Raw genomic sequence first — 21,610 nt, forward strand, 5'->3', positions numbered from 1 at the left:
CTCGACGAGGCGGCGACCGTCGCGGGCGACGTCGCGACCGAGCTGGGTGCCTATCTGTCCGCCTTGCCGTCGGATCCGTCCGAGCTGGAGAACACGCTGCAGCGCCAGGCCGAGCTCAAGACGCTGACGCGCAAGTACGCGCCCGATATCGACGGCGTGTTGGCCTGGGCCGTCGAGGCCCGCGCGCGTCTCGACGGCATCGATACGTCGGCCGAGGGGCTCGCTGCCCTCACCGCGCGTGTCACCGAGCTGGAGGACGCGGTGTCGGCGTCCGCCAGGAAACTGACGGCCGCTCGCACGAAGGCCGCTGGGACGCTTGGCAAGAAGGTCACGGGTGAGCTGCGCAAGCTCGCCATGGGTGGCGCGTCCATAGCCGTGTCCGTGACTCCGGACGTAGCGGCCGAGAGCGAACCGCACACGCTCCCGGCCGCCGACGGTGCGGTGCGCGCGGGCGGGCGGGGAACGGATCTCGTCGAGTTCCGGCTCGTGGCGCACGACGGTGCGAACCCGCTGCCGATCGGCCGGTCCGCGTCGGGTGGCGAGCTGTCGCGCGTCATGCTCGCGCTCGAGGTCGTGCTCGCGCAGACGGAGTCGGGCCTGACGATGGTGTTCGACGAAGTCGACGCAGGCGTCGGGGGCAAGGCCGCCGTGGAGATCGGGCGGCGGCTCGCCGCGCTCGCGCAGCGCCATCAGGTCATCGTCGTAACCCACCTGCCGCAGGTGGCGGCGTTCGCCGACACGCACCTCAGCGTCGGGAAGCAGATGACCGGGTCCGCAAAGCGACGGGCCGTGACGTCCACGCTGACGGCACTGACCCGCGAGGAGCGGATCGCCGAGCTCGCCCGCATGCTGGCCGGCATGGGCGATTCCGACACCGGCCGCGCACACGCCGAGGAACTACTCGAGGCCGCGGAGCACGACAAGCTCGCGCAGACCGGAGCACACGCGGGCGCATAGGTTGCTCTCGAGACAGATGTGAATCTCGAGGCGGGAAAACACTCATGTTGTCGGCGCGCCTACTGGGATCCGTGTGACTGCTGGGCCAGAATTACACGCATGAAGTTGCCTGCCATGCTGTCCCGCACCGTGGACGATCTTCCCGGTGTCTCCGGCACCGCGCGCGTCGACAAGGAGACCACCCGGCTCCTCCGGCGCATCGGCCCCGGCGACATCGTCGTCTGCGACGCCCTGGATCTCGACCGGACCACCGCGGAGGTGATGGTCGAGGCGGGCGTCGTCGCCGTGGTCAACGCCTCCCCGTTCATCTCCGGCCGCTACCCGAACCTCGGGCCCGAGGTACTCAGCGCGGCGGGTGTCGTCCTCGTCGACGACGTCGGCGCCGACATCCTCCGCAAGGTCAAGGACGGCCAGCGGATCCGCGTCGACGAGGGCCGGATCATCGCGGGCGAGCGCGAGCTCGGCGAGGGTGAGCCGCTGTCCGACGGCGTCGTGACCGAGCGCATGCTCGCCGCTCGCTCCGGGCTGGTCGACCACCTGGAGGCGTTCTCCGGCAACACGATCGAGTTCATCCGGGTCGAGTCGCCGCTGCTGATCGACGGCGTCGGCATCCCCGACGTCGAGGTCAATCTGAATCAGCGCCACGTCCTCGTCGTCTCCGACGGTCAGGACCACGCAGCCGATCTGAAGCGGCTCAAGCCCTTCATCAAGGAGTACGCGCCGGTCCTGATCGGCGTGAACCGCGGCGCTGATGCCCTCGTGAAGGCGGGCTACCGGCCCGACCTCATCGTCGGCGACCCCGAGCAGGTAGCCGCCAACACGCTCCGGTGTGGCGCGCAGGTCGTGCTGCCCGCCGACGCCGACGGGCACGCCGTCGGGTTGGAACGGATCCAGGACCTCGGTATCGGGGCGATGACGTTCCCCGCGTCGGGCTCGTCTGCCGACCTCGCGCTGATCCTCGCCGACCATCACGGAGCCTCGCTGATCGTCACCGTCGGCCATCCGGCTTCGCTGGAGGAGTTCTTCGACGCGAGCCGTCGCGAGTCCGCGCCGTCGACGTTCCTGACGCGCCTCAAGGTCGGCACGAAGCTCGTGGACGGCAAGGCCGTCGCCTCGCTGTACCGGTCGCGCGGCCATGCGGGCGCGATCGCCCTCTTCATCCTCGCCGCACTCGTCGCCGTGGTCGTGGCGGTGCTGGTGTCGAACCAGGGTCACGACGTGCTGCAGTGGGCCATCGACCAGTGGAACCGGTTCGCCCTCTGGGTCCAGGACCAGTTCCACCGCCTGTAGCGTGCCCGGCCTGAAACGGCCCAGTGCCCGCCGCCCGGCTCTGTTCTGGGCGGCGCTGCTGGTGGCACTGGCGGTCGGCCTCGCGCTCGGCGGCGGGGTGCTCTCGCGGTTCACCGGCGACGGGGGCGTCACCTCGTCGCTACACGACCAGGTGGATCGGCTCGAAGCCGAGAACTCCGCGCTGAAGTCGCGTGCCGCTGCCGGTGACGGATACGCCGAAGCCACCTCGGCCGCATTGCTCGCGGGCCGGCTGAAGGGCGTCCCCGTCGTCGTAGTGCGCGCGGCGGATGCGGATTCCGGCGACGTGACGGCCGTGTCCGACCGCATCAAGCAGGCGGGTGGCGACGTCACGGGCACGCTGACGCTGACCCGGACCCTGTATGCGGACGGGCAGGCAGAGCGTCTGCGCGGCGTGGCCGACCAGGTCGCGCCCGAAGGGACGACTCTGAAGGGCGCCGATCCTGCGGCGCGTGCGGGCGACCTGCTCGGCGCGCTGCTGCTCGCGAAGCAGGGCGCTCAGGCGCCGTCTGCGGGGGAGCGGCGCGATGCCCTGGCGGCGCTGCGCGACGGGGGATTCGTGACGTACGACGGCGACAACGTCGCACCCGGGCGGATCGCGGTCGTCGTGAGCGGTGGTGGCGTCGACGCGGCCGGCGGATCCGAGGGGCAGGCCGTCGGACGGCTCGCGTCGGCGATATCGGCCCACGGCGCGGGCGCGGTCCTCGCCGGACGTACGGGCTCCGCCGACGGCGGCGGTCCTATTCCTGTCGTGCGCGGCGACGGCGCCCTGACCCGGTCACTGAGCACAGTCGACGACGTGGATACGGCCGTCGGACGCGTGGCGACGGCCCTCGCGCTGGCCTCGGCGGCCGACGGACGGTACGGCGCCTACGGCACGGGTAAGGGCGCTTCGGGTGTGGCGCCGACCGTGAAGTAACGAGCGCGACACCTCCCGCGCCGCGCCGCGGGGACCGTTCTGCACGGAAGGTGTTACTCTGAAGTCCCGTAGATGATGCAGGTTGTCCGCTCAATCACGGGAGTCTCGTTGCCTCTGTCGCGTCCCCTCGCTCGTGTAGCCACGAAGCATATTTTCGTCTCCGGGGGCGTCGCCTCCTCGCTGGGGAAGGGGCTCACCGCCTCCAGCCTCGGCCAGTTGCTGACGTCGCGCGGCCTGCGCGTCACGATGCAGAAGCTGGATCCGTACCTCAATGTGGACCCGGGGACCATGAATCCGTTCCAGCACGGCGAGGTCTTCGTCACGGAGGACGGCGCCGAGACCGACCTCGATGTCGGTCACTACGAACGCTTTCTGGATCGGAACCTCTCCGGTTACGCGAACGTCACCACGGGGCAGGTGTACTCGTCCGTCATCGCCAAGGAGCGGCGCGGCGAGTACCTCGGGGACACGGTGCAGGTCATCCCGCACATCACCGACGAGATCAAGGCGCGCATCCTCGCGATGGCCGACGCCGACGAGGACGGCATCACTCCGGACGTCGTGATCACCGAGATCGGTGGCACCGTCGGCGATATCGAGTCGCAGCCCTTCCTCGAGGCAGCGCGACAGGTGCGTCACGACGTGGGCCGCGACAACGTCTTCTTCCTGCACGTGTCGCTCGTGCCCTATCTCGCCGCGTCCGGCGAGTTGAAGACCAAGCCCACACAGCACTCGGTCGCCGCGCTGCGCAGCATCGGCATCCAGCCCGATGCGCTGATCCTGCGCTGCGATCGGGAGGTCCCGGAGGGGCAGCGCAACAAGATCGCGCTCATGTGCGACGTGGAAGTCGACGGCGTGATCTCGACGCCGGATGCCGCGTCGATCTACGACGTGCCGAAGGTGTTGCACCGTAACCAGCTCGACGCCTACGTGGTCCGCAAGCTCGGGCTACCGTTCCGGGACGTGGACTGGACGGTCTGGGGTGACCTGCTGCGGCGTGTCCACGAGCCGCGCGAGGTCGTGCGGATCGCGTTGGTGGGCAAGTACATCGACCTCCCCGACGCGTACCTGTCGGTGACCGAGGCGCTGCGCGCCGGTGGGTTCGCGCACTGGGCCCGAGTGGAGATCGACTGGGTCCCCTCCGACGAGTGCGAGACCGAGACCGGCGCCTCGGCGGCGCTGCGAGACGTGGACGGCATCCTGATCCCCGGCGGCTTCGGCATCCGCGGGATCGAGGGCAAGGTCGGGGCGATCCGGTACGCGCGCCGCCGGGGCATCCCGCTGCTGGGGTTGTGCCTGGGCCTCCAGTGCATCGTCATCGAGGCTGCGCGGGAGGCCGGGCTGGGTGACGCCTCCTCGGCCGAGTTCGATCCTGACACGAAGTTCCCGGTCATCTCGACGATGGCCGATCAGGAGCGGGCCGTCGCGGGCGAGGCCGACCTGGGCGGCACAATGCGCCTCGGTGCGTACCCGGCACATCTGACACGTGGTTCGATCGTCGCGCAGGCGTACGGTGCGACGGAGGTGTCCGAACGCCACCGGCACCGGTTCGAGGTGAACAACGCGTACCGCGACGACATCGCCAAGGCCGGTCTGCAGTTCTCCGGCACCAGCCCCGACGGACATCTCGTCGAGTTCGTCGAGTACCCCAAGGACGTGCACCCGTTCCTGGTCGGAACGCAGGCGCACCCCGAGCTGAAGTCGCGTCCGACCCGCCCCCACCCGCTGTTCGCAGCGTTCGTCGGCGCCGCACTGAGGTACAAGGCGGAGGAGGTCCTGCCCGTGGATGTACACGGCGGCGCGGACGACGGCGCCGGGTCTACCGTGGAGGGTGACAAGGTTCCACGCGGAGAGGGCGACGATGCCTGACGTACTGCACGATTTCGAGACCGTCACGAGCGACGTGGTCTATGAGGGCCCGATCTTCGCGGTCCGTACCGACGAGGTGACCATGCCCGGCGGCGGCACCGCCAAGCGGGACATCGTCGAGCACGACGGCGCCGTGGCGGTGGTCGCGATGAACCCCGACGGGGCGATCGCGATGGTCAACCAGTACCGGCACGCGATGGGGCGCCGGATGCTGGAGATCCCCGCGGGTCTGATGGACCACTCGGGCGCGGAGACGCCGCACGCGGCCGCGCAGCGCGAGCTCGCGGAGGAGACGGGTCTCGGGGCCCGCGAGTGGCACGTCCTGGTGGATCTGGCGCCGTCGCCCGGATTCACCGACGAGATGGTGCGCGTGTTCCTCGCTACCGACCTGCGGTACTGCCACATCGCGGACTACCAGGAGGACGAGGAGCTCGACATGACCGTCGAGTGGATCAACATGCCGGACGCCGTACAGATGGTGCTCTCCGGTGAGATCGTGAACTCGACCTCTGTCGCCGCGATCCTCGCCGCGACCATGGTCACCGACGACGACGCTCCGCTACGCACCGCCGACGCGCCGTGGCCGTGCCGGCCGACCGCGTTCGCGTCCCGCAAGGGCCGCCCGGTCGAGTGATCCGCCGGCGCCGCGCGGACCGGCGCACGAATCTCGGTCTGAGAGTGCCTATCCCGTATAGGCACGGGAGAGACGCTCTCGGCACTCGGTTCGTGACGGGATGCGCGACGTGACCGCGCTCGCGGAGCAGGTCCGGGCATTCGTGGCCCACCTCACCGTGGAGCGCGGGGCCGCGACCAACACGTTGCTCTCGTATCGACGCGACCTGGACAGGTACACCGAGTACCTCGTCGCTCTCGGCATCGAGGATCTCGCAGCGGTGGGAGAGGCCGATGTCGGGGGTTTCCTGGTCGCGCTGCGCTCCGGAGACGGCGACCACCCGCCCCTGGCCGCGAGTTCGGCGGCGCGCACCCTCGTGGCGGTGCGGGGGTTGCACCGGTTCGCCGCGGCGGAGGGGATGACACCGGCGGACGTCGCGCGCGATATCCGCCCGCCCACGCCCGGCCGGAGGCTGCCCAAGGCCCTGCCTGTCGAGCAGGTGCTTGCGATCCTCGACGCCGCGGGCGGCGACGGCGACGCATCCGACACCCCCGCGCGGATGCGCGACCGGGCGCTGCTGGAACTCCTCTACTCGTGCGGTGCGCGGATCTCCGAGATCACGGCCCTGGACGTGGACGACATCGACACCGAGAACCGGGCCGTCGTGCTGCATGGCAAGGGCGGCAAGGAGAGGGTGGTCCCGATCGGCAGGCCCGCGGTCGCCGCGCTCGACGCCTACCTGGTGCGGGGGCGTCCGGCGCTCGTGCGGCGCAGCGAGCCCGCGTTGTTCCTCAACGTCCGCGGCGGACGGCTGTCGCGGCAGTCCGCGTGGCAGGTGCTCGCGTCGGCCGCCGAGCGCGCCGGAATCGACACCCCGGTGTCGCCGCACACCCTGCGCCACTCCTTCGCGACCCACCTGCTCGACGGCGGCGCCGACGTCCGTGTGGTCCAGGAACTGCTCGGCCACTCCTCCGTCACGACGACTCAGGTGTACACCCTCGTCACCGTCCAGGCTCTGCGCGAGGTCTACGCGCAGGCGCACCCGCGCGCACTGCGCTGATCGTGCGCGGATGAGCGCGATATGTCGGCGGAACCAGCGTGCACGGGGCCGAGTCGCGCACAATGGGGGCATGAGCCTGGCGCGAGAGAAGTACGTGTCCCTCGAGACGTTTCGCAAGAGCGGCGTCGCGGTGCCGAGCCCGGTGTGGATCGTGCCTCTGCCGGAGGGGCGGCTGGGGCTGACGACTGCGCCGGACGCGGGCAAGGTGAAGCGGCTGCGGAACAATCCGGAGGTGCGGCTGACTCCGTGCGATATGCGCGGTCGGGTGCGCCCCGGCGCGCCGACGGTGACGGGCACCGCGCGCGTCGTCTTCGACGGGCCCGAGTTGGCCAAGGTCCGTTCGGAACTGCGCGCCAAGTACGGCCCTCTCGCCTGGGCCGTCGAACTCGGTGGTCGCCTGAAGGCTGTGATCGCCCGCGGCGATCACACGGCCGCGGTGATCGTCGAACTGAACGCGTGAGCGGACTCGGGTGCCCGGGTCCCTGGAAGCGCTCGCACTTCCGATTAAGGTGGACGCGCGTAGGGGCTAACGACGGCCAGGAGGTGCGGGAACGGTGACCACAGCGCCGGATGCGGACAACCCGGGACTGGACCTGGGAGAACTGCGCCATGTCACGCACCCCGCGCGCGGGGACGGTGACGTGCCGCTCGGCCCCACCGGTCGTCCGCTGCGCGACTTCCCCGAGCCGCGGCCGAAGGACTCGCACGGGCCCGCGAAGGTGATCGCCGTCTGTAACCAGAAGGGCGGCGTCGGCAAGACCACCACCACCATCAACCTCGGCGCCTCGCTGGCGGCGTACGGGCGCAGGGTGCTGCTCGTCGACCTCGACCCGCAGGGCGCGCTCTCCGCAGGCCTCGGGGTGGCGCACCACGAACTCGAACTCACGGTGCACAACCTGCTCATGGAGTCGCAGGTGTCCGCCGACGATGTACTACTGCGCACGCGCATCGACGGTCTCGACCTCCTGCCGTCGAACATCGACCTATCGGCAGCCGAGATCCAGCTGGTCAACGAGGTCGGCCGCGAGCAGACCGTGGGGCGAGCGCTGTACCCGGTACTCGACCGGTACGACTACATCCTCATCGACTGCCAGCCCAGCCTGGGGCTGCTGACCGTCAACGCGCTCGCGTGTGCGGACTCGGTGATCATCCCGATGGAGTGCGAATACTTCTCGCTGCGCGGCCTGGCGCTACTGACGGACACCGTCGACAAGGTGAGGGACCGGCTGAACCCGCGGCTGCACCTCGCCGGCATCGTCGTGACGATGTTCGACTCGCGCACGCTGCACTCGCGCGACGTCATGGCGCGGGTCGTCGAGGTGTTCGGCGACACCGTCTACGACACGGCCATCTCACGCACGGTGCGGTTCCCGGAGACGTCGGTGGCGGGGGAGCCGATCACGTCGTGGGCTCCCAAATCGACGGGAGCGAACGCGTACCGCACCCTGGCACGCGAGGTCATCCAGCGCGAGGAAGGGTGACCGAGCCGGGCACGGCTGCCGAGGTCGTGGACGGGCCGCACCCCGAGGAGATCGAGGAGCCCACCGGTTTCCGGGTCAAGCTCGCGAACTTCGAGGGTCCCTTCGATCTGCTGCTCAACCTGATCGGCGCGCACCGGATGGACGTCACCGAGGTGGCGCTGCACGTCGTGACGGACGAGTTCATCGCATATACCAAGCGCTTGGGGACCGAGGCGGGCCTGGACGCCATCACCGAGTTCCTGGTCGTGGCCGCGACGCTACTCGACCTCAAGGCGGCCCGGCTGCTGCCTGCGGGCGAGGTCGAGGATCCCGAGGATCTGGCGTTGCTCGAGGCCCGGGACCTGCTGTTCGCGCGCCTGCTGCAGTACCGTGCCTACAAGCAGGTCGCCGAGCTCATGGCGCAGCTGGAGGCGAAGGCGAACCGGCGCTACCCGCGGCTGGTATCACTGGAGCCGCAGTTCGAGAACCTCGTTCCCGAGGTGACGATCGATGTGTCCGTCGCCGAGTTCGCCACCGTCGCCGCCGCAGCGTTCGTTCCCAAGAAGCCGCCCGAGGTCGGCCTCGGCCATCTACACGAGCCCAAGGTGTCGGTGCCTGAGCAGGCGAAGATCATCACGGAGATGCTGCGCGCCGCGCCCGGGCACTGGGCGAGCTTTGCGGAGCTCGTCTCGGGGTGCGATTCTGGGGTCGCGGTCGTCGCCCGGTTTCTCGCGCTGCTGGAGTTGTACCGGGAGCGTGCCGTCCTGTTCGACCAGCCCGAGGCGCTCGGCGAGCTCAGGGTGCGCTGGTCCGGCGAGCGCGACGACGAGGTGGAAGTGCAGGACGAGGAGTCATGAGCGAGCTGAACGAGTCGCGAGGCGTGGATCTCGACGGCCCGGACAACGATGGATCCGAGGTGCCGGAGGAGGATCTGCTCGCCGACGACGAGCTGCGCGCAGCCCTCGAGGCGCTGCTGCTCGTCGTGGACGCTCCGGCCACCGTCGGGCAGCTGTCCGCCGCGCTCGAACAACCACCGCACCGGGTCAGCAGGGAGCTCGGGGCGTGGCGCGACGAGCTCGCGGAACGCGGCTCCGGTATGGACCTGCGTTCGACAGCCGAGGGGTGGCGTCTGTACACGCGGGCCGAGTACGCGCCCTACGTCGAGCGGCTGCTCCTGGACGGTGCACGGTCCAAGCTGACGCGCGCCGCTTTGGAGACTCTGGCTGTGATCGCGTACCGTCAGCCGGTCAGCCGTGCGAAGGTCAGCGCGGTGCGCGGCGTCAACGTCGACGGCGTGATGCGCACCCTGCTGGCAAGGGGACTGATCGCGGAGGCGGGTACGGATCCGGACTCGTCGGCGACGGCGTACGCCACGACCGAGCTGTTCTTGGAGCGGATCGGCCTGGGATCGCTGGACGAGCTGCCTCCGCTCGGCCCGCTGTTGCCTGAGGTGGACGTCATCGACGACCTCTCCGGCGACCTGGACTCCGACCCGAGGTTCGCGCGCCTTGCGCGCCGTGCCGCGGGAACACCCGGCGACTCAGACGCGTTCGACCCGGACGCGTGACGAGAAGACGAATAAGAGAAGAGAAATGAACAGACCCGCTCGCCGTGACGGCACACCGGATCGCAACCGCCCCTTCAGGAATCGTGGTTCCGCCGGCAAGGGGAACACGCCCAAGGGGAACGCGCCTCGCGGTGCCGCATCTCGCGGTGCCGCGCCGAAGCGTCGGCCCGCACAGGTCGAACGTCCAGCGCCGTCCGTCCCCGTCATCTCGAACGCGAAGCCCGCGCGGCGGCAGAACGTCGACCCCGGTGCTCGTCCCGAGCCGCGCCAGAAGTCCGAGTCCGAGGTGGCCGAGGGCGTGCGCCTGCAGAAGGTGCTCGCGCAGGCCGGCGTCGCCTCCCGCCGCGTCGCCGAGGACATGATCGCCGAGGGCCGCGTCGAGGTCGACGGTGAGATCGTCACCGAACAGGGGCGCCGGGTCGATCCGGACACTGCAGTGGTGCGTGTCGACGGCGTGCGCGTCGTCGTCAACGAGAACTTGGTCCACCTCGCGCTCAACAAGCCGCGGGGCTGGCAGTCCACCATGAGCGACGACCTCGGCCGGCCATGCGTCGGCGACATCGTCGCGGAGCGCGTCGCCGCAGGTCAGCGGCTGTTCCACGTAGGTCGGTTGGACGCCGACACCGAGGGGCTGCTGCTGGTGACGAACGACGGTGATCTGGCACATCGCCTGATGCATCCCTCGTACGAGGTGCCGAAGACGTACCTCGCGTGGGTCACGGGCGAGTTCGATCGCACGTGGGGCAAGAAGCTGCGCAAAGGCGTCGAGTTGGAGGACGGGTTGGTGGCGGTCGACCGGTTCTCGGTCCTCGACGTCTCGGAGGGCAAGTCCCTGGTGCGACTTGTTCTGCACGAGGGGCGTAAGCACGTGGTGCGGCGGCTGCTGGCCGAGATCGGCTACCCCGTGGAGCGACTCGTGCGTACGCACGTCGGGAGTGTGGCTCTCGGTGACCAGCGTCCCGGCACACTCCGGGTCCTCGGGCGCGACGAGGTCCGCTCGCTGTACCAGGCGGTGAGCCTGTGAGCACGCTCGTGATCGCCATGGACGGACCCTCCGGGACCGGGAAGTCGACGGTGGCGCGTCGCGTCGCCGAGCGGCTCGCGGCCCGCTACCTCGACACCGGCGCGATGTACCGCGCGGCCACGGTGCACGTCCTCGACGCCGGGGTCGATCCGGCCGACGCCGACGCCGTCGACGCCGCGACCAGGGACCTGCCGCTGGCCGTGGGCTGCGACCCCACCGAGGAGATCGTCGAGCTCGACGGTGTGTCGATCACCCGCCGGATCCGCGAGGACGATGTGACGGCGAACGTGTCGGCGGTGTCGGCGGTGCCGGCGCTGCGCGAGCGGCTCGTCGACTATCAGCGCGCGATCGCCGGCGACGACGATTCGCCCGTGGTGATCGAGGGGCGCGACATCGGCACCGTCGTCTTCCCGGACGCGGCACTGAAGGTGTACCTCACCGCGTCTGCGCGGGCCCGCGCCGAGCGACGGCACGCGCAGAACCTCGAGCTGGGCCTGCCGAGTGACCTCGGAGAGGTGCTCGCCTCAGTGCAGCGCCGCGACGAGTTGGACTCGACTCGAAAGGCGTCGCCACTGCGGCCCGCGGACGGCGCCGAGCAGGTGGACACGTCCGGGCTGACGTTGGACGAGACCGTAGATGCGATCGTCGCATTGGTGAACGAGCGGACGGGGGTGACGTCGTGAGCGACGAGCTGCAGGACTTCGGCGGCGACGCGGACGGCGTGTGGTCCGACGAATCCGATTGGAGCTCAGAGGAGTTCGCCGAGCTGGCCGACGAGGCGGAGGCCGACGCGGCGCCGGTACCGACGGTGGCCATCGTCGGGCGACCCAACGTGGGCAAGTCGACCCTGGTGAATCGGATCCTCGGCCGCCGCGAAGCCGTCGTCGAGGATGTCCCGGGTGTGACCCGCGACCGGATCTCGTACGAGGCGAACTGGGCGGGGCGCCGGTTCCTGGTCCAGGACACGGGCGGGTGGGAGCCGGATGCGAAGGGGCTGCAGCAGTCCGTCGCCGCCCAGGCCGAGGTGGCGATGCGTACGGCCGATGTGATCGTCGTGGTGGTGGACGCAGTCGTCGGTGCGACCGCGACCGATGAGGCCGTCGCTCGCACCCTCCGGCGCTCCAAGGCGCCGGTGATCCTGGTCGCGAACAAGGTGGACAACGACAAACTGGAGGCCGAGGCCGCCGCGCTGTGGTCACTGGGTCTCGGTGAGCCGCATACGATCTCGGCGACGCATGGGCGCGGTACCGGCGATCTGCTCGACCTGATCCTGGAGAAGCTGCCCGAGACGCCCAGAGAGGGCACCGGCGGCCGCGGGCCGCGCCGTGTCGCGCTCGTCGGCAAGCCGAACGTCGGCAAGAGCTCGCTGCTGAACAAGCTGACGGGCGAGCATCGTTCGGTCGTGGACAACGTCGCCGGCACCACCGTCGATCCCGTCGACTCGCTCGTGGAGCTGGGCGGCAAGGTGTGGAAGTTCGTCGACACCGCCGGGCTGCGTAAGAAGGTGAGCCACGCGAGCGGCCACGAGTTCTACGCATCATTGCGCACGAAGGGTGCGATCGAGGCGGCAGAGGTCGCGATCGTGCTGATCGACGCTTCCCAGCCGCTCACCGAGCAGGATCTGCGCGTGCTGTCGATGGTGATCGATTCGGGCCGTGCGGTTGTGATCGCTTACAACAAGTGGGATCTCGTCGACGAGGACCGTCGCCTGCAACTCGAGCGCGAGATCGACCGCGAGATGGTGCAACTGCCGTGGGCTCAGCGCGTCAACATCTCCGCCGAGACCGGCCGCGCCGTGCAGAAGCTGGTGCCCGCTGTCGAGACGGCGCTGGAGTCCTGGGACAAGCGGATCTCGACGGGCCGGCTCAACAGCTGGCTCAAGGAGGTCATGGCCGCGACTCCGCCGCCGCTGCGTGGGGGCAAGCTGCCCCGCGTGCTGTTCGCGACGCAGGCCGGAACGCGTCCGCCGACGTTCGTGCTGTTCAGCACGGGCTTCCTGGAGGCCGGGTATCGGCGGTTCCTCGAGCGGCGGCTGCGCGAGGAGTTCGGGTTCGACGGCTCGCCGGTGCGCGTGAACGTCCGCGTCCGCGAGAAGCGCGCGCGGAAGTAGTCGCATGGACGGGGGCGGCGGTTCGCGGGTGACGGCCGCGGAGGAGGCACCGCCGCGGTCGTGGGTCGCCGCGTGGTGCACGTGGGACTGGGGCTCTGCCGCGTTCAACGCGGTCATGACGACGTTCGTCTTCACGGTCTACCTCACCTCGTCGGTGGGGAAGGACCTGCCGGGGCCGGTCAGCGCGACCAGTTGGTTGTCGTGGTCTATGGCAGCGGCCGGATTCGTCGTCGCCGTTCTCGCACCGGTGATGGGGCGACGCTCGGACATGGCCGGGAACCGGAAGCGGTCGCTCGGCTGGTGGAGCCTGCTCGTGTTCCTCTGTACGCTGGGCTGTTTCTTCGTGCGGGACGACTACCACTACCTGTGGCTCGGTTTGATCCTGCTCGCGTTCGGCACCGTCTGCTATGAGCTGTCGAACGTTCCGTACTACGCGATGTTGCGGCAGGTGTCGACACCCGGGACGATCGGGCGGGTCAGTGGCGTGGGCTGGGCTTGCGGGTACCTGGGTGGCATCGTGCTGCTACTCGTCTGCAACTTCGGGTTCATAGCCGGCGACGGGGGGCTGCTCGGGCTGACGACGTCGGACGGGCTGAACATCCGCCTGGTCGCGGTGCTCGCGGCGCTGTGGTTCGGACTCTCGGCCCTCCCCGTCCTGCTGGTGTTGCCGCGCGAGAAACCTGTCGCGGCACCGCGGCTCGGCATCGTCGGGTCGTACCGGGACCTGTTCGCATCGATCCGCGAGCTGTGGCGGCTGGATCGTAACGTCGTGGTGTTCCTGGTGGCGCAGGCGCTGTTCCGGGACGCCTTGGCCGCGGTCTTCACCTTCGGTGCGGTGCTGGGGACCACGGTGTACGGCATGGCTGCGTCGACGGTCCTGATCTTCGGGGTGGTCGCGAATGTGTTCGCGGCGGCGGGGGCGTTCGTCGCGGGTCGATTCGACGATCGGTACGGGCCTAAGCCCGTGATCGTGGTGTCGCTGATCACGATGACCGTCGCGGGCATAGCGCTGCTGCTCGTGTCCGGCGAGGCGATGTTCTGGGTGTTCGGCCTGATGCTGACGATCTTCGTAGGTCCCGCGCAGTCGTCTGCACGCAGTTTCCTGACCCGTCTGACGCCGCCCGGACACGAGGGGCAGATGTTCGGGCTGTATCAGACCACGGGGCGTGCTGCATCGTTCATCGCGCCCACGCTGTTCGGTGCCTTCATCGCCCTGTTCGGTGCCGACCGCGCCGGCATCGTCGGCATCCTGATCGTCCTGATCGCGGGACTGTCTGTCCTGCTGCTCGTGCGCCCGGCGCGGGATCGGGCGTTGGACGCGGTGTAGTTCCTGCGCTCGTGGCCGTCGCTACCCGCCCATCAGGTGCCCGTCGTCAGCGGTCGGTGCACGTGACGCGAAGCGCACCGGTGTCATGGTGGAAGCGCTTCGCGGCACCGAAGTTGGTGAATTCCTCGCCCCACGGGATATAGGAGCTCGCCCAACCGCCCGTCGCCGCTATCCCGCGGCAGGCCCACCCGTGGGGGTGCGGGGGAGCGGCGGATGCCGACGGGGCGGCGACGATGCCGAGTGCCACTGCGGCGCCGGCGGCGGCGATAACGATGCGCTTCATTCTGGTTCCCTTCGATGCGGTGCGGCGCCGGACCGCAGGAGCGGACCGGCTCCGGGAGCGTCCCGGACTGAGCGCGACGCTAGGGGGCTCTACTTGTTCCGGGCTTGTCGCCGACTGGGCGATCTGCTCGTCGGCGTGGCGGGGTCGCCTCGCATCTATCGAGCTCGGCCTCGCCTCTTGGCTCGTGGCCGTTTGCGTCGGCTGGGCGTTCGGGCGCATCCTGCGGTGACCGCGGCGGATCAGTCCCACCAGAAGTCCCAGTGGATCCACTCGGCCAGTCCCTCTGCGTACTGATCGGCGGGGAGTCCCTGATCGATGTTGTCCGCACAGAACGCGTGATGCTCTCGGAGAATCGCCTGGATCTCGTTCGCGCCCTGCGGAAGTCGGGCGATCTGCACTGTCATCGTGTCGAATCCGAGGCCCACGAGCACGCCCCCGAACCGCTCCTCCCACGAGCGCAACACCGCGGTGAGTTCGCCGCCGCCCAGGCCCGCGTTGACGGTGCCCGCCCAGCCGATGGCCGCGGCGACGTCGGCGGGCCGGGCGACGGGCACGAGTAGCAGACCACCCGGGTGGTCGATCTCGAGTTGATCGGCCGTCAGATCGGGGCCGGGAAGCGGATCGGCCAGGGTGAGTGCAGGCTCTGGATCGTCGGATTGGGCCTCTTCCCACTCCTCCTCATCATCACCCGCCTCGAGCGGTCGGGACAGCACGGCCAGGGCCTGCAGCCCCTGGCGCGGATCGGCTCCGTCGAGTTCGCCGTCGTGCCAGGGGCGGGAGAGGTCGTCGTCGTCCAGCCCTCTGGCACGAAGTGGCCAGAGACCGGTGTCGGGGAACGCCGCAGCCAGCTTGCGCACGAGGGGCTCGAGCTGGTCGACGGGGAGGATGTCATCGCTGACCCACGCCACCTGACTGGGCTGGTCGGCGCCGGTCGCCGTGATCCGGCGGCCCTTCGGCAGTTGCACACCCGCGATCGTCGGAGTGCCGTCGGTAGGGAGAGTGCCTGCAGTGGACTGGAACATGGTAGTGATCCCCTCGTCGCGAATGGGCCTCGCGCCGAGCCTATCTGAGCGCAGCGGCGATGCCGGTGCACCTGAACCGCGCGAGTCGGGCGCATGTCGACGTGTCGTTCAGTTCCCTGGACGCGACAATGCGTAAGTGATAACTTACGTATTGTGTCCGCCTCGACCGTAGACCCCTGGTACGCACTCGGCGACCCCACGCGACGGCGGGTGTTCGCGCGCGTGGCCCGCGAGCCCTGCTCGGTCACGGACATCGCACGCGAGCTCCCGGTCAGCAGGCCCGCCGTCTCGCAGCACCTGCGGGTCCTGCTGGACGCACGCCTCGTCGAGGTCCATCCCAAGGGGCGCGAGCGCGTGTACCGCCCGCGGCCTGACGGGCTGGAACGCCTATGTCGTGAGATCGACACCTACTGGAGCCAGACGCTCACCACCTTCAAGGACCTCGCCGAACGCACCTACACACCCACCGAAGGGAAGCAACAGCCATGAGCACCGAACCCGATACCAACACGGCCGTCCGAGCCGAGATCACCGTCGACGTCCCGGCCGAACATGCGTTCCGTGTCTTCACCGAGCGATTCGACGAGATCAAGCCCAGGGAGCACAACCTGCTGGCGGTTCCCATCGAACGCACCGTTCTGGAGCCCCGTGTCGGCGGCACCGTACACGACATCGGCACCGACGGAACCGTTTGCGCCTGGGCGCGCGTCCTCGCCTACGACCCGCCGGAGCGGCTGCTCATCAGCTGGGACATCAGCCCGCGTTGGCAGCTCGAGACGGATCCCGCCCATGCGAGCGAGGTCGAGATCTCGTTCATCGCAGAGACGCCCGAGCGCACCCGCGTCGTCGTGGAGCATCGGCATCTCGACCGGCATGGCGAGGGGTGGGAGGCCTTCACCGGGCTCGACTCGGGCAACGGTTGGCCGCTGTACCTCGACCGGTTCGCCGCGCTGACCCGCTGAACTGGACTCACGGGTGAGGCCCGACCCGACTGGACTCACGGGTGAGGCCCGACCCGACTGGACTCATCGTGAGTCGATAGGAAGCGGTTTGGGGTCGGCGGGTGTTGTCTCTGAGATACGACCCCTAGGCAGGAGCCCGCGATGACCACCGCATCACCAACCCGTTTCGCAGCCGACTGGCGCGAGTGGCATGCCGAGCGCGAACGCGCGCTCGCAGCGCCGCTCGGCTGGCTCTCGATCACCCGGCTCGAGTGGCTCGGTCCGGAGCCCGAGCAGTTCGACGGGATCCCGGGGACCTGGTGGTTCGACGGCGACACCGCCTACCTGCGCGCCGATGACGGTGACGGCATCGACCCCGCAGGACGGCGCGAGTTCCGCTTGCATCCGACGGGGCCGGGCGAACTGGTGACTGCGGGGGAGAAGCAGATCGAGGTCGCGCGCCGCGGCGACGGCTACCTCATCCGCGTGCACGATCCCGCCGGGCCGGTCGTGGCCGCGTTTCGCGGGGTTCCGGCATTCGAGCCCGACGAGGCATGGGTGCTGCCCGCACGCTTCGAGCCGTACGAGACGCCGCGGTCGGTCACCGTCGGCGCAGTGGCGGAGGGCCTCGCTCACGTGTACGAGTCGCCGGGCGAACTGGTGATCGAGCGTGCCGGCGTCGAGCACCGCCTGATCGCATTCAACGGCAAGGGATCCGGTCTCTCTGTACTGTTCACGGACGGCACCTCCGGGGTCACGACCTACGCCGCGAACCGCACCCTCGCGGTGGCGGTCGACGACGACGTGATCGCGCGGGGCGGCGCTGTCGAACTCGACTTCAACAGGGCGACCAACCTGCCCTGCGCGTTCATCGATTTCGCGACGTGCCCACTGCCGCCGGCAGGGAATCGATTGCCGTTCGATGTCACCGCGGGGGAACAGACGCCGCTGGAGCGGGGGTAGACGACGGGCTCGGCCCGTTCCGCTGCGCGACGGCCCAGCCGGCGCGCAGCGCAGTTACGGTGGCGCTGTCGCGGGTGAGGTCGAAGTCGGACGTGGCAGCGCCTGGGCAGTCGATGCGGCCGTCCGCCGAGTAGCCCGCACCGCTCGAGTCGGTCCCGGGCGATATGCGCCGCCGGTCGTGACTGCAACGGCGACGCAGGCGGCGGCGATGTGCACACTTCTGCGCCCTCTGAACAGGTGCATCATCGTCGCCCCTCCCGGACGGTGTTCGCACAGCCTACGGCGTCTCCCGGGCTCGCCGCCTCACCGTTGCCGGTGTCGCCGTCAGTAGTCGCGGCCGGTGAGACCGCGGTACACGAAGCGGGTCAGGGTCTCGACGGCCTCGTCGTCCGTGGGGGCACTGGCGCCCGCCGGGGCGGGGCCGCCGAGCCACATCTGCGCGTACCCGTCGAGCAACCGGTACATGAGAGCGATCGACTCTTCCACCCCCGTCGGTAGCCTCAGGCCCGCGGCGGTCACACCGTCTAGGTGGTCTGCCACGTCGGCGGCCTGTGTCGTCCCGAATTCGGCCATGGTGCGGGCGAACTCGTCGCTGACGAGAGCGGCCTGCGTGAGCGCACGCATCGTTGACGCATGCTCGCGGTAGAAGCTCCAGTACTGCGCCACGTGCCAGCGCACCGCTGCGGGATCGCTGAAGTCTGTGAGGTGTCCTTCCGCCAGCGCGCTCTCGTCGCCGGCAGCGGCGATGTCGGAGAGTAGTGCCCGCAGCAACTCTTCCTTGCTCGCGAAGTGGTTGTAGAACGACCCGGCCGCGCGCCCGGCCTCGGCGGTGATATCGGTGATCTTGGTGTTGAGATAACCCTTGCGCGCGAACACTCGCCGCGCCGCGTCCTTGAGGGCCGCCTCGGTCTCGGCCGCCGCCTGCTCCCGTCTGCCCGCCATCGTCACCTCCTCTTGACGGGCAACGATAACAAGCGCATGATGAAGTCAAATTCACTGAATATAAATTCATCGGAGTGATCATGAAAGTACTCATCGCTGGTGCCGGACCCACCGGTCTCACCCTCGCCATCGACCTCGCACGCCGGGGCGTCGACGTGCGCATCGTCGACGGCGCGGACCGGTTCTTCGTCGGCTCGCGCGGCGACGGCATTCAGCCGCGCACACTCGAGGTCTTCGAAGACATCGGTGTGCTCGACGCCGTTCTCGCAGAGGGCATGGCGCCCGTCCCGTTCCGGATCCATCTGGGCGGCAACGTCGTCGGCGAACGGCAGATGGCCGAGCCGGCTGAGCCCACACCGTCGACGCCGTACCCGAGCGCGTGGTTCCTCGGGCAGTCCCAGACCGAAGCGATCCTGCGGAACCGGCTGGCCGAGTTCGGCATCCGGGTCGAGCTCGGTACGCCACTGGTGTCCTTCGTGCAGGACGCCGATGGTGTGACCGCGACGCTCGGAACCGGCGAGACGGTCCGCGCGGACCACCTCGTCGGTGCGGACGGCGGCCGCAGCACTGTCCGTAAAGCGCTCGGGATCGCATTCGAAGGCAACACAGACGAATCGATCCGCATGCTGCTGGGGGATGTGAGTGCCGACGGCATCGACCGGGATCACGGCCACTGGTTCGGGAGCCCCGAGGATCCCATGCGCGGCATCATGTTCAGCCCTCTGCCAGGTACGCCCTACTTCCAGTTCGGCTCGCCGCTGGGCGACGGGGAGCTCGACGTCGAGACCGCGCTGCCGGCCCTGCAGGCTAGGCTTGACGCGGTTTCCGGCGGCGGGGTCGTGCTGTCCGACCTCGTGTGGTCGACGGTGTGGCGGCCGAATGTGCGTCTAGCGCAGCGCTTCCGGGACGGACGGGTATTCCTGGCCGGCGACGCGGCGCACGTACATCCCCCGACGGGCGGGCAGGGTCTGAACACCGGGGTGCAGGACGCGTACAACTTGGGCTGGAAGCTTGCGGAAGGTTCACGCGAACTCCTGGAAAGCTACGAGACCGAGCGGCGCACGGTCGCCGCGCGGATGCTCGGGATCACGAGCGGGCTGCTCCAGAAGTACGTCGACGGCGACGAGAACGCCCACGTGCGTGGCGAGGACACGCGGCAGCTCGATATCACCTACCGGGGCGGCCCGCTCGCACCCGAGGGGACGGGCACGCTCCGGTCGGGCGATCGCGCTCCCGATGCGCCCCTGGTCACCGCTGACGGCGGCACGGTGCGGCTGTTCCAGCTCTTCCGCGGCCCGCACGCGACGCGGCTTGCGTTCGGCGGAGAGGCGCCCGGCGGAGAGGCGCCCGGCGGGCCTGATGTCTACCGGATCGTCCCCGCCGGGAGCCCGACCGAACCTGGCGATCTCGTGGATGCCGGTGGGCACGCTGCCGCGGCTTACGACGCCCGCCCGGGCACGACGGTGCTCGTCCGCCCGGACGGGTACGTGTGGAGCGTGACCACCTAGGCCACGTCTAGTCGATCTGTCCGATCGGTGTGCGCTTCTCGGCCTGGAACTCCTGCTCGGCGCGTCCGCGGGCCCAGTAGCCGGAGATGGACAGGCGCCCGCGATCGATCCCCTTCTCCTTGAGTACCTTCCGTACGGCCTTGATGGACTCGCGCTCGCCGTGTGCGAAGACGTGCACCTCAGACACGTCTTCAGGCCAGTCGGCGTCGGCGACCGCCTGGCCGAGGTAGGCGGCATCCGACGGGTCGGGGTTGACCAGCCACTCGATCTCGAGGCCGGCGGGCCGGACCAGATCGATCGCGTCGTCGGCGGAGGCGACCTCGATGAGTGCGCTGCCGCGTGCACCGTCGGGCAGGTCCTCCAGCGCGGACGCGATGGCCGGCAGCGCGGAGAGGTCGCCGGCGAGCAGATGCCAGGATGCGTCGGGGTCGGGGGAGTAGCCGCTGCCCGGGCCCATCAGGACGAGCGTGTCGCCGGGTTGTGCGCGCTGGGCCCACGGTCCGGCCAATCCCTCGTCGCCGTGCACGACGAACTCGATCGCGAGTTCCCGGGCGGCGCGGTCGAACCGCCGGACGGTGTATGTGCGGGTCACCGGCCGCTGCTCGGGTGGCAGCGATTCGAGGTCGTACGGCGGCTCGAGGCCGAGGGCGGGGTCCGCGAACAGCAGCTTCACGTATGCGTCGGTGTTGGGCAGGCCCTCTATCTCGGGGTCGGCGAAGCCGGCGAGGGAGTCGCCTCGTGCCGTGATGCGGACGAGATGCCGGCTCACCTCCTCGGACTTGGTGACGGTGAGTACGTGCTGCGGCCGGGGACGGCGCGGTGCGGTCATAGACGGTCTCAATCTCTTAGGCGTTAGGGGTATGTGACTCCACCCTACCGATCTTCTTAGGGTTACCTATGGGATGGGTCGCGGGCGACGTACGCGTGGGGGCTGATGCCGACGGCAGTTGTGAAGTCTCGCGTGAAATGTGCCTGGTCGTACCAGCCGAGTCGGACGGCGAGGTCTGCGAGCCGGACATCCCCGTTCTCGTGCAACTCGGTGAGCGCGTCGTGCAGGCGGCACCGCCGGATCATCCATCGTGCGCCGACGCCGACGTGCGTGCGCAGCAGCCGCTGCACAGTCCGCTCGCTCAGCCCGTGCCGCGCGGCCGCGTCCGCCACCGTCGTCACAGCGTTCTCGCGGATGTCTCGCTCCAGGGTGGCAACCATGTCGAGGGGCCCGTCGTCATCGGTGGTGTGCAGGGAGTCCACCGCGGCGACCAGGTGCTCGAGGGCGGCGCCCGGGGACGGGTCCTCGTGCACCGCCGCCAGCTCGGGGGCGTCTAGACGTTCGACGCGGTCTGTCAGCGGGTGTGCGGGCCGCCCGGTGATGGCCGTGAAGCCCCCCGGCGAGAATCGGATCCCGTAGCAGTAGCCCGATTCGCTCAGCGTGATGTCGAAGCGCCGCGTCACCACGCCGTGCACGAGCTCGGCGGGCATCTCGTGGCCGTAGCGGTCGGGACCCGTCTCCGCGGTGACGTGGACGACGGGGTACGAGATCACCTGTGAGGGTTGCTGCTGCGGCGCGCGCAGCGACCAGTGCACCGACCAGAACAGGTCGACGTAGCGCCCCAGGCGCGCCGGCGGAGGCGCGGTACGAAGTTCGAACAGCGCGCCCGCGTTCTCGGGCCGCAGTATCCCCGCGGCGGGTGGCGGATTCGTCCAAGACCCCACAGGGTCAGCCTAGCGACGATGGAC

Annotated in this window: 22 protein-coding genes and 1 pseudogene; 18 read left to right on the top strand and 5 right to left on the bottom strand. The window is 69.6% G+C overall.

The window, feature by feature from the left end; all coding sequences use genetic code 11:
- The 14 genes and pseudogenes from P0W64_RS14880 to P0W64_RS14945 all read left to right on the top strand — a co-directional run.
- A pseudogene (locus P0W64_RS14880) lies at window positions 1-957 on the top strand (DNA repair protein RecN); the annotation flags it as partial.
- Window positions 958-1,056: 99 nt separating this feature from the next.
- The gene (gene steA / locus P0W64_RS14885; RefSeq protein ID WP_275480927.1) at window positions 1,057-2,247 is read left to right on the top strand and encodes a putative cytokinetic ring protein SteA; all 1,191 of its coding nucleotides are present in this window, start codon (window positions 1,057-1,059) and stop codon (window positions 2,245-2,247) included.
- 1 nt (window position 2,248) lies between these two features.
- Entirely contained in the window at window positions 2,249-3,184 is a 936-nt protein-coding gene (locus tag P0W64_RS14890) for a copper transporter (protein WP_275480928.1), read from the top strand.
- A 108-nt stretch (window positions 3,185-3,292) separates the two neighbouring features.
- Window positions 3,293-5,053 carry a CTP synthase gene (locus P0W64_RS14895; RefSeq protein WP_275481010.1) on the top strand — a complete coding sequence of 587 codons (1,761 nt, stop codon included), beginning with the start codon at window positions 3,293-3,295 and terminating at the stop codon, window positions 5,051-5,053.
- Window positions 5,046-5,687 carry an NUDIX hydrolase gene (locus P0W64_RS14900; RefSeq protein ID WP_275480929.1) on the top strand — a complete coding sequence of 214 codons (642 nt, stop codon included), beginning with the start codon at window positions 5,046-5,048 and terminating at the stop codon, window positions 5,685-5,687. The genes P0W64_RS14895 and P0W64_RS14900 overlap by 8 nt, the downstream gene beginning before the upstream one ends.
- Before the next feature lie 100 nt (window positions 5,688-5,787).
- Complete coding sequence (gene xerD / locus P0W64_RS14905; RefSeq protein WP_275480930.1) at window positions 5,788-6,726, top strand: site-specific tyrosine recombinase XerD; 939 nt, start codon at window positions 5,788-5,790, stop codon at window positions 6,724-6,726.
- Window positions 6,727-6,796: 70 nt separating this feature from the next.
- Window positions 6,797-7,186, top strand: a complete 390-nt coding sequence (locus tag P0W64_RS14910) for a PPOX class F420-dependent oxidoreductase (protein ID WP_275480931.1) — start codon at window positions 6,797-6,799, stop codon at window positions 7,184-7,186.
- A 127-nt stretch (window positions 7,187-7,313) separates the two neighbouring features.
- Entirely contained in the window at window positions 7,314-8,207 is an 894-nt protein-coding gene (locus P0W64_RS14915) for a ParA family protein (protein ID WP_275481011.1), read from the top strand.
- A 26-nt stretch (window positions 8,208-8,233) separates the two neighbouring features.
- Complete coding sequence (locus P0W64_RS14920) at window positions 8,234-9,043, top strand: segregation/condensation protein A (RefSeq protein ID WP_275481012.1); 810 nt, start codon at window positions 8,234-8,236, stop codon at window positions 9,041-9,043.
- Window positions 9,040-9,753, top strand: coding sequence for an SMC-Scp complex subunit ScpB (scpB, locus tag P0W64_RS14925; protein WP_275480932.1), 714 nt, complete (start codon window positions 9,040-9,042; stop codon window positions 9,751-9,753). The genes P0W64_RS14920 and scpB overlap by 4 nt, the downstream gene beginning before the upstream one ends.
- Window positions 9,754-9,778: 25 nt before the next feature.
- A complete protein-coding gene (locus P0W64_RS14930) occupies window positions 9,779-10,777 on the top strand; it encodes a pseudouridine synthase (protein ID WP_275480933.1) in 999 nt (332 codons plus the stop codon).
- Window positions 10,778-10,794: 17 nt separating this feature from the next.
- Complete coding sequence (gene cmk / locus P0W64_RS14935; RefSeq protein WP_275481013.1) at window positions 10,795-11,460, top strand: (d)CMP kinase; 666 nt, start codon at window positions 10,795-10,797, stop codon at window positions 11,458-11,460.
- On the top strand, window positions 11,457-12,887 hold the full coding sequence (der, locus tag P0W64_RS14940) for a ribosome biogenesis GTPase Der (protein WP_275480934.1): 1,431 nt from the start codon (window positions 11,457-11,459) through the stop codon (window positions 12,885-12,887). Before cmk ends, der begins: the two co-directional genes overlap by 4 nt.
- Before the next feature lie 4 nt (window positions 12,888-12,891).
- Window positions 12,892-14,214, top strand: a complete 1,323-nt coding sequence (locus tag P0W64_RS14945) for an MFS transporter (RefSeq protein WP_275480935.1) — start codon at window positions 12,892-12,894, stop codon at window positions 14,212-14,214.
- A gap of 46 nt (window positions 14,215-14,260) precedes the next feature.
- On the opposite strand, the gene P0W64_RS14950 is transcribed toward P0W64_RS14945, so the two are convergent.
- Window positions 14,261-14,497: a hypothetical protein gene (locus P0W64_RS14950; RefSeq protein ID WP_275480936.1), complete on the bottom strand. Its 237-nt coding sequence runs from the start codon at window positions 14,495-14,497 to the stop codon at window positions 14,261-14,263.
- 239 nt (window positions 14,498-14,736) lie between these two features.
- The gene (locus tag P0W64_RS14955; protein ID WP_275480937.1) at window positions 14,737-15,519 is read right to left on the bottom strand and encodes a DUF4253 domain-containing protein; all 783 of its coding nucleotides are present in this window, start codon (window positions 15,517-15,519) and stop codon (window positions 14,737-14,739) included.
- Between the two features lie 150 nt (window positions 15,520-15,669).
- On the opposite strand from P0W64_RS14955, the gene P0W64_RS14960 reads away from it, so the two are divergent.
- The 3 genes from P0W64_RS14960 to P0W64_RS14970 all read left to right on the top strand — a co-directional run bounded on the left by P0W64_RS14960 (window position 15,670) and on the right by P0W64_RS14970 (window position 17,423).
- Complete coding sequence (locus P0W64_RS14960; protein ID WP_275481014.1) at window positions 15,670-16,008, top strand: metalloregulator ArsR/SmtB family transcription factor; 339 nt, start codon at window positions 15,670-15,672, stop codon at window positions 16,006-16,008.
- Window positions 16,005-16,481: an SRPBCC family protein gene (locus tag P0W64_RS14965; RefSeq protein ID WP_275480938.1), complete on the top strand. Its 477-nt coding sequence runs from the start codon at window positions 16,005-16,007 to the stop codon at window positions 16,479-16,481. Before P0W64_RS14960 ends, P0W64_RS14965 begins: the two co-directional genes overlap by 4 nt.
- A 141-nt stretch (window positions 16,482-16,622) precedes the next feature.
- Complete coding sequence (locus P0W64_RS14970; RefSeq protein WP_275480939.1) at window positions 16,623-17,423, top strand: DUF1684 domain-containing protein; 801 nt, start codon at window positions 16,623-16,625, stop codon at window positions 17,421-17,423.
- 324 nt (window positions 17,424-17,747) lie between these two features.
- On the opposite strand, the gene P0W64_RS14975 is transcribed toward P0W64_RS14970, so the two are convergent.
- Window positions 17,748-18,365 (bottom strand): TetR/AcrR family transcriptional regulator, encoded by a 618-nt coding sequence (locus P0W64_RS14975; RefSeq protein WP_275480940.1) that lies wholly within the window; start codon window positions 18,363-18,365, stop codon window positions 17,748-17,750.
- Window positions 18,366-18,445: 80 nt separating this feature from the next.
- Here P0W64_RS14975 and P0W64_RS14980 point away from each other — a divergent pair, with 80 nt between their 5' ends.
- A complete protein-coding gene (locus tag P0W64_RS14980) occupies window positions 18,446-19,873 on the top strand; it encodes an FAD-dependent monooxygenase (protein WP_275481015.1) in 1,428 nt (475 codons plus the stop codon).
- Window positions 19,874-19,880: 7 nt separating this feature from the next.
- Here P0W64_RS14980 and P0W64_RS14985 read toward each other — a convergent pair whose 3' ends face one another.
- Together P0W64_RS14985 and P0W64_RS14990 are read right to left on the bottom strand one after the other, a co-directional pair.
- Window positions 19,881-20,702 (bottom strand): siderophore-interacting protein, encoded by an 822-nt coding sequence (locus tag P0W64_RS14985; RefSeq protein ID WP_275480941.1) that lies wholly within the window; start codon window positions 20,700-20,702, stop codon window positions 19,881-19,883.
- A gap of 62 nt (window positions 20,703-20,764) precedes the next feature.
- A complete protein-coding gene (locus P0W64_RS14990) occupies window positions 20,765-21,586 on the bottom strand; it encodes a helix-turn-helix domain-containing protein (protein WP_275480942.1) in 822 nt (273 codons plus the stop codon).
- Between the last annotated feature and the right edge of the window lie 24 nt (window positions 21,587-21,610).

Origin of the sequence: Tsukamurella sp. 8F (assembly GCF_029167375.1) — a bacterium.
Classification (GTDB): Bacteria; Actinomycetota; Actinomycetes; order Mycobacteriales; family Mycobacteriaceae; genus Tsukamurella.

Excerpts from the sequence above, each read along its gene's own strand:
- steA (WP_275480927.1), top strand. The coding sequence starts at position 1,057 with ATGAAGTTGCCTGCCATGCTGTCCCGCACCGTGGACGATCTTCCCGGT.
- P0W64_RS14900 (WP_275480929.1), top strand. The coding sequence starts at position 5,046 with ATGCCTGACGTACTGCACGATTTCGAGACCGTCACGAGCGACGTGGTC.
- xerD (WP_275480930.1), top strand. The coding sequence starts at position 5,788 with ATGCGCGACGTGACCGCGCTCGCGGAGCAGGTCCGGGCATTCGTGGCC.
- P0W64_RS14910 (WP_275480931.1), top strand. The coding sequence starts at position 6,797 with ATGAGCCTGGCGCGAGAGAAGTACGTGTCCCTCGAGACGTTTCGCAAG.
- scpB (WP_275480932.1), top strand. The coding sequence starts at position 9,040 with ATGAGCGAGCTGAACGAGTCGCGAGGCGTGGATCTCGACGGCCCGGAC.
- P0W64_RS14930 (WP_275480933.1), top strand. The coding sequence starts at position 9,779 with ATGAACAGACCCGCTCGCCGTGACGGCACACCGGATCGCAACCGCCCC.
- cmk (WP_275481013.1), top strand. The coding sequence starts at position 10,795 with ATGGACGGACCCTCCGGGACCGGGAAGTCGACGGTGGCGCGTCGCGTC.
- P0W64_RS14945 (WP_275480935.1), top strand. The coding sequence starts at position 12,892 with ATGGACGGGGGCGGCGGTTCGCGGGTGACGGCCGCGGAGGAGGCACCG.
- P0W64_RS14950 (WP_275480936.1), bottom strand. The coding sequence starts at position 14,497 with ATGAAGCGCATCGTTATCGCCGCCGCCGGCGCCGCAGTGGCACTCGGC.
- P0W64_RS14955 (WP_275480937.1), bottom strand. The coding sequence starts at position 15,519 with ATGTTCCAGTCCACTGCAGGCACTCTCCCTACCGACGGCACTCCGACG.
- P0W64_RS14965 (WP_275480938.1), top strand. The coding sequence starts at position 16,005 with ATGAGCACCGAACCCGATACCAACACGGCCGTCCGAGCCGAGATCACC.
- P0W64_RS14970 (WP_275480939.1), top strand. The coding sequence starts at position 16,623 with ATGACCACCGCATCACCAACCCGTTTCGCAGCCGACTGGCGCGAGTGG.
- P0W64_RS14975 (WP_275480940.1), bottom strand. The coding sequence starts at position 18,365 with ATGGCGGGCAGACGGGAGCAGGCGGCGGCCGAGACCGAGGCGGCCCTC.
- P0W64_RS14980 (WP_275481015.1), top strand. The coding sequence starts at position 18,446 with ATGAAAGTACTCATCGCTGGTGCCGGACCCACCGGTCTCACCCTCGCC.
- P0W64_RS14985 (WP_275480941.1), bottom strand. The coding sequence starts at position 20,702 with ATGACCGCACCGCGCCGTCCCCGGCCGCAGCACGTACTCACCGTCACC.